At 39.5% G+C, this 19,184-nt stretch carries 19 protein-coding genes; all 19 read left to right on the plus strand.

The genetic code is table 11. From position 1 onward, the window contains the following. Positions 1 to 209: hypothetical protein (locus Q3C15_RS06570; protein WP_302704708.1), on the plus strand; the 209-nt coding region annotated here is incomplete at its 5' end. 2 nt (positions 210 to 211) lie between these two features. Beyond that, positions 212 to 448, plus strand: coding sequence for an XkdX family protein (locus Q3C15_RS06575; protein ID WP_302704709.1), 237 nt, complete (start codon positions 212 to 214; stop codon positions 446 to 448). 48 nt (positions 449 to 496) lie between these two features. Further along, positions 497 to 1,819, plus strand: a complete 1,323-nt coding sequence (locus Q3C15_RS06580) for a hypothetical protein (protein ID WP_302704710.1) — start codon at positions 497 to 499, stop codon at positions 1,817 to 1,819. 406 nt (positions 1,820 to 2,225) lie between these two features. After that, entirely contained in the window at positions 2,226 to 2,540 is a 315-nt protein-coding gene (locus Q3C15_RS06585) for a hypothetical protein (RefSeq protein WP_302704711.1), read from the plus strand. Beyond that, entirely contained in the window at positions 2,533 to 2,991 is a 459-nt protein-coding gene (locus Q3C15_RS06590; protein WP_302704712.1) for a phage holin, read from the plus strand. The genes Q3C15_RS06585 and Q3C15_RS06590 overlap by 8 nt, the downstream gene beginning before the upstream one ends. Further along, entirely contained in the window at positions 2,978 to 4,162 is a 1,185-nt protein-coding gene (locus tag Q3C15_RS06595; protein WP_302704713.1) for a GH25 family lysozyme, read from the plus strand. Before Q3C15_RS06590 ends, Q3C15_RS06595 begins: the two co-directional genes overlap by 14 nt. A 723-nt stretch (positions 4,163 to 4,885) precedes the next feature. Beyond that, entirely contained in the window at positions 4,886 to 6,574 is a 1,689-nt protein-coding gene (locus Q3C15_RS06600) for a hypothetical protein (RefSeq protein WP_302704714.1), read from the plus strand. Positions 6,575 to 6,629: 55 nt separating this feature from the next. After that, a complete protein-coding gene (locus tag Q3C15_RS06605; RefSeq protein WP_302704715.1) occupies positions 6,630 to 8,252 on the plus strand; it encodes a hypothetical protein in 1,623 nt (540 codons plus the stop codon). 147 nt (positions 8,253 to 8,399) lie between these two features. Continuing rightward, positions 8,400 to 8,873 carry a ribosome maturation factor RimP gene (rimP, locus tag Q3C15_RS06610; RefSeq protein WP_283601155.1) on the plus strand — a complete coding sequence of 158 codons (474 nt, stop codon included), beginning with the start codon at positions 8,400 to 8,402 and terminating at the stop codon, positions 8,871 to 8,873. Between the two features lie 25 nt (positions 8,874 to 8,898). Further along, positions 8,899 to 10,050 carry a transcription termination factor NusA gene (gene nusA, locus Q3C15_RS06615; protein WP_283601156.1) on the plus strand — a complete coding sequence of 384 codons (1,152 nt, stop codon included), beginning with the start codon at positions 8,899 to 8,901 and terminating at the stop codon, positions 10,048 to 10,050. Between the two features lie 12 nt (positions 10,051 to 10,062). Further along, entirely contained in the window at positions 10,063 to 10,365 is a 303-nt protein-coding gene (locus Q3C15_RS06620) for a YlxR family protein (protein WP_057827961.1), read from the plus strand. Further along, on the plus strand, positions 10,358 to 10,663 hold the full coding sequence (locus Q3C15_RS06625; RefSeq protein WP_283601157.1) for a YlxQ-related RNA-binding protein: 306 nt from the start codon (positions 10,358 to 10,360) through the stop codon (positions 10,661 to 10,663). The genes Q3C15_RS06620 and Q3C15_RS06625 overlap by 8 nt, the downstream gene beginning before the upstream one ends. Before the next feature lie 63 nt (positions 10,664 to 10,726). Further along, on the plus strand, positions 10,727 to 13,093 hold the full coding sequence (gene infB, locus Q3C15_RS06630) for a translation initiation factor IF-2 (RefSeq protein ID WP_283601158.1): 2,367 nt from the start codon (positions 10,727 to 10,729) through the stop codon (positions 13,091 to 13,093). 20 nt (positions 13,094 to 13,113) lie between these two features. After that, a complete protein-coding gene (gene rbfA, locus Q3C15_RS06635) occupies positions 13,114 to 13,473 on the plus strand; it encodes a 30S ribosome-binding factor RbfA (protein WP_057827964.1) in 360 nt (119 codons plus the stop codon). An 85-nt stretch (positions 13,474 to 13,558) separates the two neighbouring features. Continuing rightward, entirely contained in the window at positions 13,559 to 14,479 is a 921-nt protein-coding gene (gene truB / locus Q3C15_RS06640) for a tRNA pseudouridine(55) synthase TruB (RefSeq protein WP_283601159.1), read from the plus strand. Positions 14,480 to 14,483: 4 nt separating this feature from the next. Further along, complete coding sequence (gene ribF / locus Q3C15_RS06645; protein WP_302704716.1) at positions 14,484 to 15,428, plus strand: riboflavin biosynthesis protein RibF; 945 nt, start codon at positions 14,484 to 14,486, stop codon at positions 15,426 to 15,428. Positions 15,429 to 15,551: 123 nt separating this feature from the next. After that, entirely contained in the window at positions 15,552 to 16,580 is a 1,029-nt protein-coding gene (gene hrcA, locus Q3C15_RS06650; protein ID WP_302704717.1) for a heat-inducible transcriptional repressor HrcA, read from the plus strand. Between the two features lie 16 nt (positions 16,581 to 16,596). Continuing rightward, entirely contained in the window at positions 16,597 to 17,196 is a 600-nt protein-coding gene (gene grpE, locus Q3C15_RS06655) for a nucleotide exchange factor GrpE (protein WP_302704718.1), read from the plus strand. Positions 17,197 to 17,220: 24 nt separating this feature from the next. Continuing rightward, a complete protein-coding gene (gene dnaK / locus Q3C15_RS06660; protein WP_302704719.1) occupies positions 17,221 to 19,086 on the plus strand; it encodes a molecular chaperone DnaK in 1,866 nt (621 codons plus the stop codon). Positions 19,087 to 19,184: the final 98 nt, after the last annotated feature.

The following is a 19,184-nucleotide window of genomic DNA, read 5'->3' on the forward strand; positions in this document are numbered from 1 at the left end:
TTTCAGGAAACTTGGTTTCAGCCACGCTTGAAGAAAGCAACGCTTACGCTAAGGATCATAACGATGTTAAAGTTTCACCGTCAGCGTCACAGCAACAAATCACGAACTTAACAATGGTAGTTGGCCAATTAAGTCAACAAATTACAGGTTTAACTTCATTGGCACAAGCTCAACAACAAGAAATTGCAAAATTGAAAGGTGGTAATTAATCATGACAACAACATGGTATGAAATCATTAAAGAACAATGGAACTGGGGCTGTTATACATCGCGAGACCAATTGGATATCTATGTAAATTGCGGTTGGATCACAGCTGACCAAGCAGATGAAATTGCGGGTGTTGGCAAGTATGCAAAACCTGATACACCAGATACGGTTACACCAAGTGATCCAACAGTGCCTGATTCAGGTGAAACTTCAACTGGTACACCAGTAACAAATCAATAATTTTTTTATTAAGACTAAGAGGTGGGTGGGAGGCAGAAAGGATACAGCATGAAGAAATTAAATCTTTTAGACCAGTCTTCAAGTTTTAAGGTCAATGATACCGGGACAATCATTCCTTTCAATGCGTTTGAAGACAATCAGCCATTTAGTGTGACTGCTGATGACGCAACGCCTGTTTTCAGAATTAAAAATGAAATGGGATTCTTGAAGTCGGTCAATGCTACAGTGGCAGTTGGCGGATATATCTTCCAATTAAACACCAAAGATTTGGTTGACTTAGTTCCCGGAACATATCAAGTAGAATTAGTGGTTACTGATTCTAAAACAAATGAAGAACAAATCTTTCCTGATACTGGTTTCTGTTCATTTAATATCACGGATAGCGCGATGACAGTGACTGGGACACAGATTCCGACAATGAGCTTGGATAGTTTCAAAAACGAATTGCAGCAATATGTTGAGAATCAAGCCGCAAGTAAGTTGCAAACGATTGAAAGTGATTTTCAAACATACGCAACAAATTTACAAAATTCAACAATCAAGCAAGCACAGCAGGCTAGTTCTGACGCACAAACCGCAATTACAACAGCCAATGAAGCAAGTTCAAAGGCTGGTCAAGCTAGTTCTGATTCGCAAAGCGCAATTAAAACGGCTAGTGATGCAGTAACAACTGCCAATAGTGCGCTAACGACTGCTAACAGCATTTCCGCAACGGCAAATAACGCGGTTCAGCTAGCAAACAAAGCCCTTGCTCAGTTGCAACAGCCTATCGGAACACGGAATTTACTTCTTGATTCACGAAATGGTAAAAGTGCACCATGGATGTATAAAAACTCAAATACTGGTAGCACATTAATGAGTTGCTATATTGGAAAGGTTAATAAAGCCTGGACGAAAGCAATTGGTGCATATAATGTTTATGATATTTACCAACGTGGACTTTATAACACGGCAGATACCTATACATTTAGCTGTTATGCCAAAACCGATGGTAATGTTCAATTAAGAAATGGCGACATCTCATTCTACTCTACGGCAACGGATTCAAACGGAGCGAAAGTAGATGTATCAAAAGTTAATAGTAATACATGGACGCAAATTAGCGTTTCATTCAAGTTTAGCTCAGCAAATCCTCCACAGAACGATGGTGGTGCAACGTTAAGATTTGAACCCAATGTATCGTGGGACGGTAGCGGTTCGCGCGCAGGCGTAGGAAAAGGATACTTATATTTAGCATGTCCTCAATTAGAAAAGGGACCAAAGGCTAGTGATTATCATCCAGCTCCTGAAGATGACTATAGTATGATCCAACAAATGCAGTCACAGATCGCAGTGTTAACACAACAAATTGCGACGTTGCAGAAAAAATAGTAACCAGGTGTGAGAATTAACTTCCTATTTCGTTAATATAGATAGGAGGTTATAATAGATTTATCCCTCTGAAAGAAAGGGGGTGTAGTCAATGGACCAACTCCTAACTCTAATCATCGCTCCTGTTGTGGTGTACTTAATCGAAAAGATCATTGACAAATGGTTGAAGTAGAAAGTGAATTGCTTGTCCGGCGATGATTTAAAACTCAAAAATTGGACAAAAAAAGAAGACTTGCTGTAAGGAGGCAAGTCTTTTTTTCGTAGTCATGAACTACTTTCCTAACTCTACTTAGATTATAACATAACAAAACCGACTTGCAATAGCAGGCCGGTTTTTGTGTGTAAAGTGATGTTTACATTATAACATATCCATTTTGTTTACGTTAAAGGAACGGAGGTGAGAAAAATGCCACATCATGTTTTAGGATTCGGTTGGGATGAGTTAGCAAGTATCATGACGGTTTTTTCAGTAGTGTGTGGAGTCTTTATCGGCTGGTTAGTTCATACTGTTAACGATAACTTTGCTAAAAATTCTAAACCGCTCAACGAAAGCATTGATAAATTAAGTAAAGTCATTGATTCGTTGAAGTTCCAATTAACAAGCCATCAAAAATCAATCGAAGATGTATCTAATAAAATGGAACGAATCAACGATCATGTAGTTGACCACGAAGCGCGTTTAAAAATCTTAGAAAAGGAAGAAGAGGATAAAGATGACTAATACAATCACGCAGATTATCGTTGCGGTGGCAGGTGTTTTAACTCCTGTTATTTGTGGCTATGTTGCAAAGTTAATCAAGAAGTATATCCCGGATAAAAACTTGCTCCAGGCGTTGGGACAATTCGCACAAGACGCTGTAGTTGTTGCCGAAAAAGCTGGAGTTACGGATAAGTTGCTTGATAAGAAGCAATATGCGATCGATAAATTGCAAGATATGTTGCAACAAGCCGGTTTTAGCAAGCAAGATGAAGGTTTACTCGCAGGTTGCATTGAACATGCTTATTGCGAATTAAAACACGATATTGAGTCAGTTTACAAAGCGCCAGCAGTTTCTGACACAGTTGCAGAGAAGCCAAAAGAAAAAGTCTACAAGTTAAGCGAAATGTGCGATAAGGATGGGAACATTATTCCTGAACTGATGAAGGGAGTGCCAGGATATGAAGAAAAATAAGATTATTGTTGGCACGTTATTAGTAACTGGATTGATGATTGGCGGTGTAGTTAATGAACCAATCGTTAATGCTGCTAGAACTGATATGGTCGATAACAGCAATCATAACGGTGTAATGACTGTTGGAAATTACACAGCCATGCGAAATCAATATGGTGTTAAAGCAATGACAACCAAAATCAGTGAAGGAACATATTACGTTGACCCCACGGCAAAGCCAGATATTCAAGCGGCGCAACAAGCTGGATTATACGTTAACGGATACTATTTCTGTCGTTATACCAACATTGCTCAAGCTAAAGCCGAAGCACAATTTGCGGTAAGTCAAGCTAAAGCAGATGGCTTGCCAGTTAATGCGGTATTGTGTGCTGACATTGAAAGTTCACAACAACGGGGATTAAGCATTGGAGAAAATGATTTGTGTATTTCAGCAATGCAACAGATTGTTGAAAGTGCTGGCTACCGTTTTACCGTATATAGCATGAGTTCATGGGGTGATAGTGTTCTACCATGGAAAGATATTGGTTGGATTGCTTCATATCCATTCAATTTAAATCGTGATTTATTTACTCACGGACATGCATGGCAATTCCGCTCAGACCAGTATTTTAATGGATCATACGGAAAGTTTGATGTTAGTCAACTTTACGATAATTTCTTTACTGGCGGGCAGAATAAGAATGCTGTTATTTCAAATGGAGATACGCATAATGTAGGTAAGAACACAGGTAAACAACAAAATCAAATGAATACAACAAAGAACAATGCGAATGTAAATACTGTGAGTGATGAAGATTACGCTCAGAATGGCACGTTCACAACGAACACCACGCTAAACATTCGGACAGCTCCAAGCACTTCGGCTGCTGTTGTCGGATCATACGCACCGGGCGAAAGTTTAATTTATGACCACATTTATATCCGTGGCGGTTATGCTTGGGCTCGGTACATGAGCTATTCAGGACAATATCATTATGTTGCCATGGGTCGCATGGGTGGCGAAGAATACGGAACACGGCAGACGAATGCTAACCGTATCTATACAGTTCGTTCAGGCGATACATTAAGTGGTATTGCTCGTAAGCTAGGCGTTTCAGTTTCGCACTTAGTAAATAAGAACGGAATTAACAACGCTAACTTGATTTATGTTGGCGAACAACTAAGCTACTAGTTATTACTAGTATGTACTAGTAACGACTAGTTCAGCATAGTTGATTTTCGTTGGAGGAACGTTAAACTATTAATGTAATTGAATATCAAATGATGAAAAGCAGGGCGTACCTTAATTGGTATGTCCTGCTTTTTTTGTTATAATAAAGCTACTAGGATTTTAGATCCACTTATTATTTTGGGAGCTGATGACTCCCTGGAGGTTGTCTTGTGCAACCATTAGAGCCTCTGAGGCTCTTTTTTATTTTTTAAACAAAAACTGTCGTATTGAATACGACAGTTGAATACGATTTAAAAAGTTACAGTAGAATTTAATCGGAATATATAATAGGAAGAAACTTGAAATTTAACCCCCATAGAATGCAATATAAAGGCTTCAAAATTATGTTCTAGTTATGAACGAACAACACGTTTTGGACGATTTGCCGGATGAAAACCAGTTGAGTTTGTTTGATAATATTTTTTAGGAGATTTGGCGAAAGAAATTTAAATATTATCAAAAAATCATGATTGGTCTTGATTTATGAAGAATAAAGGATAAAATATTATTGTCAAATTAATGATTGTAAAAGGTAGAGTGAGGATTCATTCTACCTTTTTTGTTTATCTGTTTTAATCATTTATTTGACAAGTGAAAAAATAAAATGTAATTTTATAACGTTAAAACATTGGAAAGAGTGTATTCTTACCTTATGTTTAATTTATGATTATGTTAGGAGAAAAAATGAGTAAGAGTAGAGAAAATAATATAAAACGTTATTCACTATTACTGTTTATTTTTGTAATTTTAAGTATCTTGTTCATACTTCCACTTTTTAAATGGCACTATTTACCATTTGGAGACGATATGGACTTTAATATTGATCGGGTACTAGAATTAAAATACAACTTCATGCATTTTAATTTTTACCCTCAGTTAAGTACGCATACATTTAGAATGGGAGCATATCCACTTAATATTTTTTATCCGTGGTTCACTTTAATTCCATTTGCTATTTTTGAAATAATTATTCCAAATCATATGTGGGGATTTATAATTGGATTTGCATTTTATGCATTCATCGGATTGGTAATTTCATATTCTGTTGTGAAAAAGATTACATGTAATAAGGTTCAAGCCTTCTTTGCTTCAGTATGCTATATATTTAGCGAGTATCTGTCAGTTAATGCATTTAGAAGATTTGATTTAGGCGAATTTATAAGTATGATTCTTATGCCGATAGCATTTTATGGCTTTTACATAACGCTTTTTAAACCCGATAATAAAAAAGGATGGCTGATTTTAGGTTTGGGAATGGCATCGCTTATCCTTACGCATCTGCTATCGACTTTTATAATTTCGCTGTGTTTGTTTATTTTATTTCTTGTATTCTTTAAAAAAGTTTCAAATAAAAAAATAGTTCTTTTGAATTTTGTTAAAGCAGGGTTGATTTGCATTGGCTGTTCGGCAGTCTTTTTGTTTCCATTTATTTATCAAAATATTACTCAACAATTTAGTTCTCAGGCATCTGCAATATCAAACAGTTTTAATATGCAAGGCTTTGGAACGCTACTGATGAGTTCGCTAAATGCAGAATGTCAGAATTTTCAGTATGGCATTGGGGTTTGTGGTGTAATTATCTTAATAATGGGTTTGATTTATTTTAGAAAACTTTCTAATTTGTCAAAGGTGTTATATATCGCAAGTTGTATTACGTTTACCATGTCTTCAACAGCCTTTCCATGGTATTTATTGGATAATACTGTGTTTAGTATTATTCAATTTCCTTTCAGGTTGCTGATGCTCACAACAATGTTTGAATCTTTCGTTGGCGGAGAGTTAATTACTAAAATAATTGCAAGTTATAATACTAATAAAAAACATTCGAAATTATTTATTTTTTTGTGTTTTATTGTTGGATTGGTATTACCTCAAGTTGCTCAGACGCAACTAATATTAAAAAACACAGACTCATATCGAAATGGTTACGGAGAATTTAGAAAAAATTCAGGTGTATATAATACATATACTTCCTTCCGTTTAGAAATGTATGCTCCGCAGAATGAACAAGTTGCATGTCCGAATGTATACGATCATATTGCTATTGTTAATGATGGCGAGGCTGTAAAGATGAATAAATCCAATATTAAATCAGGTGCAAATTCAATTACATTTGATGCTAGTAAATTAAATGATTCTCATGAGGTTGCATTACCAGTCTTATATTACAAAGATATATATAAGGCTGAAAGAAACGGTAAGAATGTAGAAATTTATCGGTCTGACGATGGACAGCTTGCAGTCAATTCGTCAGAATTAGGACCAATCACGGTATCATATAAATATAGTCCGGTAAGTATTTTAGGAATTTTATGTTCATTGATTTGTTGGATTTTAGGATTAGTTTTGGTTTTTAGAAAAAGTTATTTTTGATTAGATAGCTAACATAAGTTTATTAAATTTAATAATGTTGAGGAGCAAGTTTAGAATGATTTATTTGGAAGGTTTTTGTACCGTAATTTTTTTAACACTGATTTTTAAATTTTTAATTGTATCAAAGAAATATTTTAAAGGTTGGCAAAAAATTGTAATGGGGGGGGCACTGACCTACCTTGTTTTCTTTGAGTTAAACGGATTAGGTAAAGCACCAGGACTATTCGGTGACGAAGCCTTTAATTTTTATAACAGTTGGTCACTTGCGCATTTTGGTGTTGATAGTAACTTACTCCATAATCCAGTTTATTCTGTGTCAGCGGGAGGACAATCAATTTTATATGAATGGCTTGCGGTTCCATTTATGAAGACTTTTGGAATGAATTTAGTTGCATATCGTTTTCCAATGGCGTTTTTAACAATTTTAAGTGTACTTTTCTTAATATTTGCACTTTATAAAAATAAAGTTACTCCTAAAATTATTTTAGGCGTATCAGTAAGTCTTTCGACAGCTGAATGGTTACTAATGTATGGTCATTGGGCAATGGATTGTAATATTGTGGTCCCCATGTTTATTTTCGCAGTTGGGTTTATAATTTTATCATTTACTCAGAAAAAAATATATGGATACGTTGGCATCGTGTTAATTGATTTAATGGCTTACTGCTATGTTGGAGCATGGATATCGCTACCTTTTATTTTTATAGGGACAATTTGTTTTTTGTATAATCTTGAAAAATTTAATAAAAAAGATATTTACAGACTGATTTTTATAAGTGCAGTATTGCTGTTTCCAATCTTTTGTTATGTTTTAGTACAATTTATAGGTGTAAAACCTTTTAAGTTTTTATGGTTTACTGTAGCAAGTCTGCCACAAACAAGAGCTGCAAACTCCATGATCTCGTTTAGTGGAAATATTATAAATAATGTTATATCTAATTTAGCATCAGGATTAGGACAGTTAATCACAGGAAATGATTCGTGGTTACAAACAAGTATTCCCGGTTATGCTGTGATTTATTTCTTAATGTTTTTATTAATGATTTATGGTGTAGTATGTGTAGTTAAGGAAAAAAAGAATGTGGTTACTAAATTTTTAATTATTCTTTCTTTCTCATTAATCCCGTTAATTCTCTTTGTCCAGGCTAATTTTACTCATTGGGCAGTGGTTTTATTCATTGCTTATTTATGGGCGGGAATTGGATTAGGAAAATTATTTGAATTGGCAGGAAAAAGAATTGTAAAGGTTGTGATTTTACTTACAGTTTTCATTGTAAGTGTAGATTTTACACATTATTTTTTTAAAGATTATACAAACACAGAAGTAACTGCAAATCAAATTCCAAGTTATGTTATTGATTTCAATAATTCAAAGAAATTTGTAAGTGAGTTAGATAATTTACACGTAAAGACCTATTATGGTTTTCCTTTTTATAATTCAGATCGCCCAAGTAACAATATTGAATTTTTAGAGTGTATTAAACGTCCAAACCCACATAAAATTAGTAGATTAGAGGAAAAATATCAACCATCAATTCCAACACAAATAACGTCTGGTTCGGCCGCATACATAATTCCAGAAGACCAGGTTGATAATTATAATTATCTTGAATCTTTACCAAGTAAAATTTTAAGAGTAAATGGTCAAAATTATGTTGTTTTCTATAAAGGCAATTAAAAATTAGGTTCGATAACAGAATAATTTGAAAAATCCAACTTTATCTGTTATATTAGTTATTGTATTTTAATAACTCAGTAAGAGTGAGCAGCGATGCTCACTCTTTTTGATGAATGGAGTTATTTAGCAAAACGAGGAGGATATTGAGTGAGCAGTGTAGTAGAAACTGTAGCTGATTTAGTTACACCAATTTTAGACGACCATCACTTTGAATTGGTGGACGTTGAATTTGTAAAAGAAGGTAAAAGTTGGTACTTGCGCGTGTTCATTGATAAGCCGGAAGGAATCACGATTGATGAATGTGCAATGGTCAGTGATCAATTAAGCGAAAAGCTTGATAATTGCGACCCGGACCCAATTCCGCAAGCATACTATCTTGAAGTTTCATCACCGGGTGCCGAACGTCCTTTGAAAAAGGAAAAGGATTATCAACGGGCACTTGGCAAATACATCCACGTTTCTTTGTATCAACCGCTTGAAGGCAGTAAAATATATGAAGGAACGATGACGGATTTGTCAGCTGATGAATTGACGATCGAATATCAAGATAAAACACGGACCAAAACAATTACGATTCCTCGGAATAAAATTGCGAAAGCTCGTTTAGCAATTAAGTTTTAATCAAATATACTAAGGAGAAATTTTCATGAGTAAGGAATTACTAACTGCGTTAGACGTTCTTGAAAAGGAAAAAGGCGTTAAGCGTGAAGTTGTTATTGAAGCATTGGAAAATGCATTGGTTTCTGCATACAAGCGGAATTACGGCCAAGCTCAAAACGTTGAAGTGGAGTTTGATGAAAATAAGGGCGACATTCACGTATATGCAGTTAAGGATGTTGTTAATGAAGTCTTTGACTCCCGGTTGGAAGTCAGCTTGGATGACGCATTGCAATTAAACAAGGCGTATGAAATCGGCGACCAAATTCGGTTTGAAGTTACACCAAAAGATTTTGGTCGGATCGCCGCTCAAACTGCTAAGCAAGTCATCATGCAACGCGTGCGGGAAGAAGAACACAACGTCATCTACAACGAATACATTAAGTATGAAAATGAAATCGTGACGGGTGAAGTTGAACGGCGCGACAACCACTTTATCTACGTTAACTTAGGTAAGGTTGAAGCCGTTTTGTCACACAAGGACCAAATTCAAGGTGAAGAATACAAGTCCCACGACAAGATCAAGGTTTACATTTACAAGGTTGAAAACAGTTCAAAGGGACCGCAAGTCTTTGTTAGCCGGTCACATCCTGACTTGTTAAGACGGTTATTTGAACAAGAAGTTCCTGAAATTTATAACGGTGAAGTTGAAATTGTTTCAATTGCCCGGGAAGCCGGCGATCGCGCTAAGGTTGCTGTGCGGGCAACGATCGACAACTTGGATCCGGTTGGAACCTGTGTTGGTCCACGGGGCGAACGGGTTCAAAAGATCGTTAATGAGTTGAAGGGTGAAAACATGGACATCGTTAAGTGGGATGAAGATCCGGCAACCTTTATTGCCAATGCATTGAATCCTGCTGACGTATTAGCAGTTCGGTTCGATCCTGAAAATGAACATGACTGCACCGTGGTCGTTCCTGACGATCAACTTTCACTTGCAATCGGTAAGCGCGGCCAAAACGTTCGCTTGGCTGCGCGGTTGACTGGTTACAAGATCGACATCAAGTCAGAAACCGATGCTGCAGAAGAAAACTTAGAAGACAAGACGGTTGCAGAACCAGTTGAACCAGCTGTTGAAGAGGAACCAGTTGAAGAAGTTTCAGTTGAAACCGAAGCAACTGACGAAGGTTCAGAAGAATAAGAGGTTTAAAAAATGGCACAACGTCAACGGAAAATTCCGATGAGAAAAGATATTGTAACTGGCGAAATGCTTCCCAAAAAGGAACTTGTTCGGGTTGTAAAGAATAAGGAAAATGAAGTTGCAATCGATCCGACAGGTAAACAAAACGGCCGTGGCGCATACATCCACCTTGATGTTGATGTTGCCAAGCAGGCCAAGGAAGAAAAGACATTTGACAAGGCATTCGGAATTAAAATCAGCGATGATTTTTACGATGAATTGATTGCCTACGTTGATCACAAGGTCGCACGGATTAAGTTGTTTGGTCATGAATAAAAAGCAAGTTTTAAATCTGCTTGGATTAGCGCAACGAGCACGTAAAATCACGACGGGCGAAGATTTAGTTTTGAGAAAAATTCAAAAACATCAAGCGCAGATCGTGTTTTTAGCTGCGGATTGCGGACAAACAACGCAAAAGAAGTTCTCTGATAAGTGTCAGAGTTATCAGGTTCCATTGGCAACGAACTTTACGCGTACGGAGCTAAGCGTTGCGATTGGACAGGTGCGTTCGATCATTGCAGTTACAGATTCCGGTTTTGGAAAGAAGTTAAAATCATTATTGTTTTCTGAATAATGCGAATCCCATTTCGCGTGAAAACATAATGATTTGAAATACGCGAAATGGAGGGATTTGCATATGAGTAAAAAGAGAATATATCAAATCGCACATGAATTAGATGTCAGCAGCAAGGAAGTGATAGCTGCTGCTAAAAAGAACGGCATTAAGGTTGGCAATCACATGTCAATGCTTGATGAAAATGAAGAACAAACGGTTAAGAAGAGCTTAGGCAAGGGCGCCAAGCCGCAAAAAGCCCAAGCCCAACCGGCTCCAGCTAAGAAGCCCGCACCAAAAGCAGCTTCAAAGCCGGTTCAAGCTAAAGATTCTCACAACAACAATAATAAAATGAAACAAAATCACGCAAATCAAAATCACGGACACAATGACGGACACAATGATCAAAAGAACAAGAACTTTAAGAATCAACGTCCAGCAAATAATCATTCAAACCAAAACAATAACCATGTGAAGGCTCAATCACATGATAACGGTGAAAATGGAAATCACTTCAGCAACAACAAGAAGTTTAACAAGAAGAACAAGCGCAATGGCGGCTTCAATAACAGTAATGATTTCCAACGCAACAAGTTCAATAAGAAGAACAAAAAGAAGAGCAAGAAGGAACGCCGGCAAGATCGGCGGAACCAAAAGAAGAATCCAGTTCCGCAACGCAAGAACAAGCCGTTACCAGAAACACTTGTTTACACGGTTGGCATGAGTGTTGCTGATATTGCGAAGAAGATCCACCGTGAACCAGCTGAAATTATCAAGAAGCTCTTTATGATGGGTGTAATGGTTAACCAAAACCAATCCCTCGATAAGGATACGATTGAAATCTTAGCTGATGATTACGGGATCAAGGCTGAAGAAAAGGTCGAAGTCGATGTTTCAGATATCGATAAGTTCTTTGAAGACGAAGAAAAGAACCACAAACACCTTGAAGCACGGCCACCAGTTGTTACGATCATGGGTCACGTTGACCACGGGAAGACAACGTTGCTTGACCACTTACGACACTCCCACATTACTGCGGGTGAAGCCGGTGGAATCACGCAGCACATCGGGGCTTACCAAATCAAGCACGACGGGAAGACAATTACCTTCTTGGATACTCCAGGACACGCTGCCTTCACGAACATGCGGGCGCGAGGTGCTGACATTACTGATATTACCGTCTTAGTCGTTGCTGCTGATGACGGGGTAATGCCGCAAACAATTGAAGCCATCCACCACTCCCAAGCAGCGGGAGTTCCGATCATTGTTGCAGTCAACAAGATCGATAAGCCAGGTGCAAATCCAAACCACGTGATGGAACAATTGACGGAATACGGTTTGATTCCTGAAGACTGGGGCGGTGACACGATCTTTGTTGAAATTTCAGCTAAGTTAGGTCAAAACATCGATGAATTGCTTGATATGATTTTGCTTCAAGCCGAAATGATGGAATTGAAGGCCAACCCGAAACAACATGGTGCCGGTTCAGTAATCGAAGCCCGGCTTGATAAGGGTAAAGGTTCAGTTGCTTCATTGTTAGTTCAACAAGGTACATTGCACGTCGGTGATCCAATTGTTGTCGGCAATACCTTTGGTCGGGTTCGGACAATGACCAACGATCGCGGAAAAGCTGTTCACAAGGCTAAACCAGGAACCCCAGTTGAAATCACTGGGTTAAACGATGTTCCGGATTCAGGTGACCGGTTCGTAACGTTCAACGACGAAAAGACAGCGCGGGCAGCCGGTGAAAAGCGGGCTGAACAAGCATTGATCAAGGAACGGAGCAAGACAACGCACGTTACATTGGATAACTTGTTTGACACGATCAAGGAAGGCGAAATGAAGGAAGTTGACTTGATCATCAAGGCCGATGTTCAAGGTTCCGTTGAAGCCCTTGCTCAAAGTTTCCAAAAGATCGATGTTGAAGGCGTGCGGGTCAATATCATTCACCAAGCCGTTGGGGCAATCAACGAAAGTGATATTACCTTGGCCGAAGCTTCAAATGCGATCATCATCGGGTTCAACGTCCGGCCAACACCGCTTGCTAAGCAACAAGCCGATGCAGATGGCGTTGATATTCGGTTGCACAATGTTATTTACAAGGCAATCGATGAAGTTGAAACGGCGATGAAAGGGATGCTTGAACCAGAATATCAAGAAAAGGTTACTGGTCAAGTTGAAATCCGTGAAACTTACAAGGTATCGAAGTTGGGAACAATCGGTGGGGCATACGTCATCGATGGTTACATCCAACGCGATAGCGGTGTGCGGGTCATCCGGAACGGCGTGGTTATCTATGACGGTAAACTTGCAAGTTTGAAACGGTTCAAAGATGACGTTAAACAAGTTAAGGCCGGCTATGAATGTGGTTTAATGATTGAAAAGTATAACGACATTAAAGTTGGCGACCAACTTGAAGCATACGTAATGGAAGAAGTTCCAGTTGAATAAGATTAAGGGAGGCTGGTAAAATGGCACAACAAGTACGAGTTGGCCGACTCGCTCAAGAAATTCAGCGCGAAGTCAATGATATTTTGCAAAAACGTGTACGTGACCCACGAGTTCAAGGGGTTACAATTACTGGCGTCGAAGTAACTGGTGATTTGCAACATGCAACGATTTATTACAGTATTCTTTCAGATTTAGCTTCAGATGCGGAAAAAACACAACGCGGCTTAGATAAGGCAACGGGCTTGATTCGGCGCGAATTAGGCCATCGCTTAAGTATCTATGTCACTCCTGAAATTAAATTTGAACAGGACGAATCAGTGCGGTATGGTGACCACATTGATGAATTGTTGAACAAGCTTCACCAACAAGATAAGTTTTAAGCAAGAAGGTGTGACGAAACCATGGAATAAACGGTGGTTTGGTCGCACCTTTTTAGTATGGAAAATGGAAAGAGGAAGTGAACAAATGGACGGAATTTTACCACTTTACAAGGACCGCGGAATGACCAGTAACGATGCGGTAATGAAGTGTCGTGGGATCTTTCAAACGCGGAAGGTCGGGCATAGTGGCACTCTTGATCCGAATGTTGACGGCGTTTTGCCGATCTGCATTGGCAAGGGGACGAAAACTGTTAACTATTTAATGCAATCCGGAAAGAAATATCGCGGCGAAGTCACGTTTGGTTTTGCCACGACCACCGAAGACCTTGATGGCGAAAAGGTTGAGGAAACACCGTTAAAAGCACCATTTGCTGATGATCAGCTTCAGCAGATGATGGATTTAATGTCGGGTGAGATCACTCAAATTCCGCCGATGTATTCGGCCGTTAAGGTTCACGGCAAACGGTTATATGAATATGCGCGCGCTGGCAAAGAGGTTGAACGGCCGCAACGCAAAGTGACGATCAAATCCTTTAAATTAACCGCGCCGAGTGAATTTGATGCGACAACGGGATTGCAGAAAGCCAAGTTTGAAGTGGAATGTTCAAAGGGGACTTACGTCCGCACTTTAGCCGTTGATTTAGGCAAAAAACTTGGTGTGGCTGCAGTGATGTCCGATCTGACCCGGCTTGAAAGCGGTGGGTTCACGCTTGACCAGACAATTTCGTTGGCACAGTTGCAGAACCTTAAGGATCACGGTGAGGACTTGCAGAAGGTTCTTTTCCCGGTCGGATATGCCTTCCGTAAATATCCGCAAGCTGATTTAACGGACTTTCAGTGGAAAATCGTTAAAAACGGTGGTTTCCTTCAAGCAAAGTACATGCACACGGATACCCCATTTTTGGTCTTAAATTATGGTGGAAAGACGCGGGCTTTGTACAAGTATGATGCGGCAAAAGAAGTATACCGGCCAGAGCAAATGATTGATTTAACTGAGGAAGGATAAAGACATGCAAGTGATTGAAATTTCTGAACCGCTTGATTTGCAAAAGATTCCCAATGAGGATGTCGTGCTCGCAATGGGCTTCTTTGACGGAGTTCATCGCGGGCATCAAGCGGTTATTCAATGCGCTAAGGAGATCGCAGCGCGACGTCATTTAAAACTTGCAATCATGACGTTTGACCGTTTTCCGAAAATTTACTTTCGCGACATCGATCCGCAAACGGTCAAGTACGTAACGCCGTTAAAGCAGCGCTTGAAGTTATTTGAACAGCAAGGCATCGAAATTGCATACGTTGCGCGCTTTGATGAAGCAATGGCTAAGTTGACGCCGCAATATTTCGTTGATCACTTTATGGCTGATCTGCATGCGAAGGTCGTCGTTGCCGGATTTGATTACACGTATGGGAAACCGGATGTGGCAAACATGGAAACCTTACCGCAGTTTGCGCAGGGGCGGTTTGACGTTGTGACGGTTGATCGCCAAGTGTTGAATGCCGAAAAAATCGGGACAACGCAGATCAAGACGGCCCTCGATCAGGGTAAAATCGAAAAGGTCAACCAGTTGTTAGGCTATCGGTTCAGTTTTCCGGGGAAAGTCGTTCACGGTGAGGCTCGCGGACGTGAACTAGGATTCCCAACATTAAATATTCAGCCTGCAGACGACCAATGGATTCCGGGAATCGGTGTGTATGCCGTTCGGGTCAAAGTTGACGGTCAGTGGTATCAAGGAATGTGTTCGGTCAGCCATAACGAAACGTTTGGTGATAATCCATTGACGATTGAGATCAATCTTTTTGATTTTAGCCGAATGGTATACGGTCAAGAAGTTGAAGTCGAATGGGATCAATACCTGCGCGCCCCGGTCAAATTTGAATCGGTTGACCAGTTGATTGCGCAGCTAAAGCAGGATCAGATCGATACCCAAGCGTATTTTGCAAAAGATTTTAAATAATTAGCACTCGATTAATTAATCTGCTAAAAAAGTGGGTAAAACCCTTGACGCAGGTACAGATATTATGTAATATATAATTGACTTAGCACTTGAGGGTGTTAAGTGCTAAAGAGGTGATTGTACATGTTAACAGATAGACAATTGTCAATTCTGAAAGCCATTATTCAGAATTACACGGATGTCGGGCAGCCGATTGGGTCTAAAAAGTTGCAAGAACAATTGCCAATTCACGTAAGTTCAGCCACCATTCGGAATGAGATGGCCGCACTTGAACGTCAAGGGTTTATTATGAAGCAGCATTCAAGTTCGGGAAGAATTCCGTCGCTTGAAGGATATCGTTATTATGTTGATAACCTGCTTGAGCCGGATAAACTTGATCGCAATGCTGTCAGTCGGATTCGGAAGTCATTGAATAATGAATTTGCGAAAGTCGATGACATTGTCGCATTATCTGCTCAGTTGTTATCCCAGATGACGAATTACGTTGCAATTTCATTAAAACCTGGTTCAAACGATGTCGTGGTTGAAGGTTTCCGGTTGGTTCCATTAGGTAACCAGCAGGTTATGGTTTTACTGGTTACCAGTGATGGTTCCGTTGAAAATCAGATTTTCAGTATTCCTGAAAATATTCACGGCGACCAGCTTGAGGCGGTGATCCGGTTGATCAACGAAGAACTTGTCGGGTTACCGTTGAGCGAAGTTTCAGAACATTTAATCAAAGCCATTCCGCAGGTTTCAAGCTATTTACGGAATTCGAATGACTTTATCGAAACGTTTGGCGACATTCTTGACAAGGCGGTGCGTGAGCACATGTATGTCAGCGGCAAGCACAATGTTTTGGACTTTGTTCAGGATGATGATCTTGAAAAGGTCAAGTCATTGTATTCACTGATCAACCGGCCAACTGATTTACGGGAACTTGTGAAGAGCAATGGTGAAGATGTTGCTGTGAAGATCAATGATGATCATGATTCAGCATTGAATTACAGTTTAGTATCTGCAACTTACGATGATGGTAATCATGGACATGGGTTAATTGCAATTCTTGGACCAACGAATATGCATTATTCGCAGGTGATCGGAATGTTGGATACGTTCCGGGATGAATTATCAAAGCGGTTAATCAATTACTACCGAAATTTTAACGAATAGGAAAAGGGGTGTTGATTTGGCTAAGGAAGAAGAAAAGCGGACAAATAAGAAGGCTGCAGAAGACTTAAACGTTGATGAAAAAGAACAAAAGCATGTTTCAAAGAAAGCAGCCGAAGATTTGAACGCCGAGTCAAATGAACAAACTGATAACCAATCAGATTTGGAACAGCAAATTGCTGATTTGCAAGCCAAGTACGATGAAATGGAAGATAAATATCTTCGTGCTGAAGCTGAAATGCAAAATATGACAAAGCGGTTCAAAAATGAACAAGCTCAATTATTGAAATATGAAGGTCAAAAGCTTGCAACCGAAATTTTACCGGTGATGGATAATCTTAACCGGGCATTGCAGATTGAAGTTGAAGATGAAGCTTCAGCTCAATTGAAGCACGGAATTGAAATGGTTGCTAAGGACATGGAAAAGGCCTTAAAAGATAATGAAATTACTAAAATCGAAGCATTGAATCAGCCGTTTGATCCAACGAAACACCAAGCAGTTAAGAGTGTTCCTGTTGAAAAGGGTCAAAAAGCTGAGACCGTCGTTGAAGTTTACCAAGACGGCTATATGCTCAAAGATCGTGTTTTACGTCCAGCAATGGTCGTTGTCGCACAATAATAAATAGAAAGAGGTTTAATCAGAATGTCAAAGATTATTGGGATTGACTTAGGAACAACCAACTCAGCAGTTGCTGTTCTTGAAGGAAAAGAAGCAAAGATTATTACAAACCCTGAAGGAAACCGGACAACTCCTTCAGTTGTATCATTCAAAGATGGCGAAACTCAAGTTGGTGAAGTTGCAAAGCGGCAAGCGATTACTAATCCGAACACAATTTCATCAATCAAGCGTCACATGGGTGAAGAAGGTTACAAGGTAACCGTTGATGGCAAGGATTACACTCCACAAGAAATTTCAGCAATGATTCTTCAATACATCAAGGATTACGCTGAATCATACCTTGGCGAAAAGGTAACGCAAGCGGTTATCACGGTTCCTGCATACTTTAACGATGCTCAACGGCAAGCAACAAAGGATGCCGGTAAGATCGCTGGTTTGAAAGTTGAACGGATCGTCAACGAACCAACAGCTGCTGCTTTAGCTTATGGTTTGGACAAGACCGACAAAGATGAAAAGATTTTAGTTTACGACCTTGGTGGTGGAACGTTTGATGTTTCAATCCTTGAATTAGGTGACGGGGTATTCCAAGTTCTCTCAACAAATGGTGATACACACCTTGGTGGGGATGACTTTGATAACGCCATCATGAACTGGTTGATCGAAAACTTCAAGAAGGACAATGGCATTGACCTTTCACAAGACAAGATGGCAATGCAACGATTGAAGGACGCTGCTGAAAAGGCTAAGAAAGACTTATCAGGCGTTACATCAGCTCAAATTTCATTACCATTTATCGCTGCTGGCGAAAGCGGCCCATTACACTTGGAAACAACTTTGACCCGTGCTAAATTCAACGAATTAACGCACGACTTAGTTGAAAAGACCCGGATCCCAGTTCAAAACGCTTTGAAGGATGCCGGCTTAACAAACGCTGACATTGACGAAGTTATCTTAGTCGGTGGTTCAACGCGGATCCCAGCCGTTAAGGAACTTGTTAAGAACGAAACTGGTCACACACCAAACGAATCAGTTAACCCTGATGAAGCCGTTGCTTTAGGGGCTGCAATTCAAGGTGGGGTTATTACTGGTGACGTTAAGGACGTTGTTTTGCTTGATGTTACACCATTGTCACTCGGAATTGAAACAATGGGTGGTGTGTTCACGAAGTTGATCGACCGGAACACAACAATTCCAACATCAAAATCACAAGTGTTCTCAACTGCTGCAGATAACCAACCAGCCGTTGATATCCACGTATTGCAAGGTGAACGTCCAATGGCTGCTGACAACAAGACATTAGGTCGTTTCCAATTAACAGACATCCCAGCTGCTCCTCGTGGTGTTCCTCAAATCGAAGTTAAATTCGATATCGATAAGAACGGAATCGTAAATGTTTCAGCTAAGGACTTAGGAACAAACAAGGAACAAAAGATCACCATTAAGAGTTCTTCAGGTTTATCAGATGAAGAAATCGACCGCATGGTTAAGGAAGCTAAGGAAAACGAAGCTGCCGACAAGAAGCGGAAAGAAGAAGTTGATCTTAAGAACGAAGTCGATCAACTATTATTCCAAACAGACAAGACCCTTGAAGAAATCAAAGGCAAAGTCGGTGAAGATGAAGTTAAGAAGATCGAAGATGCTCGTGATGCTTTGAAGAAAGCTCAAGAAGCAAACAACATTGATGATATGAAGGCTAAGAAGGGTGATTTAACAAAACTTATCCAAGATATGTCAGTTAAGTTATACCAACAAGCTCAACAAGCACAACAGGCTCAAGGCGGTGCCGCTGACGGTGCAGCTAATGCCGGCAATGCATCATCAAACGATAACAATGATGACAACACAGTTGATGGGGACTTTAAAGAAGTAGACCCAGATGACAAGAACTAATTGTCATTTAATTGGATAAAAAGTCAAAGTCCGCTTTGGTCTTTGACTTTTTATTTTAACAAATGGTAGGCTAAAACAGAGATTAAGAAAAAGTTGGA

The organism is Ligilactobacillus sp. 110_WCHN, assembly GCF_030518115.1.
Lineage (GTDB): Bacteria > Bacillota > Bacilli > Lactobacillales > Lactobacillaceae > Ligilactobacillus > Ligilactobacillus aviarius_C.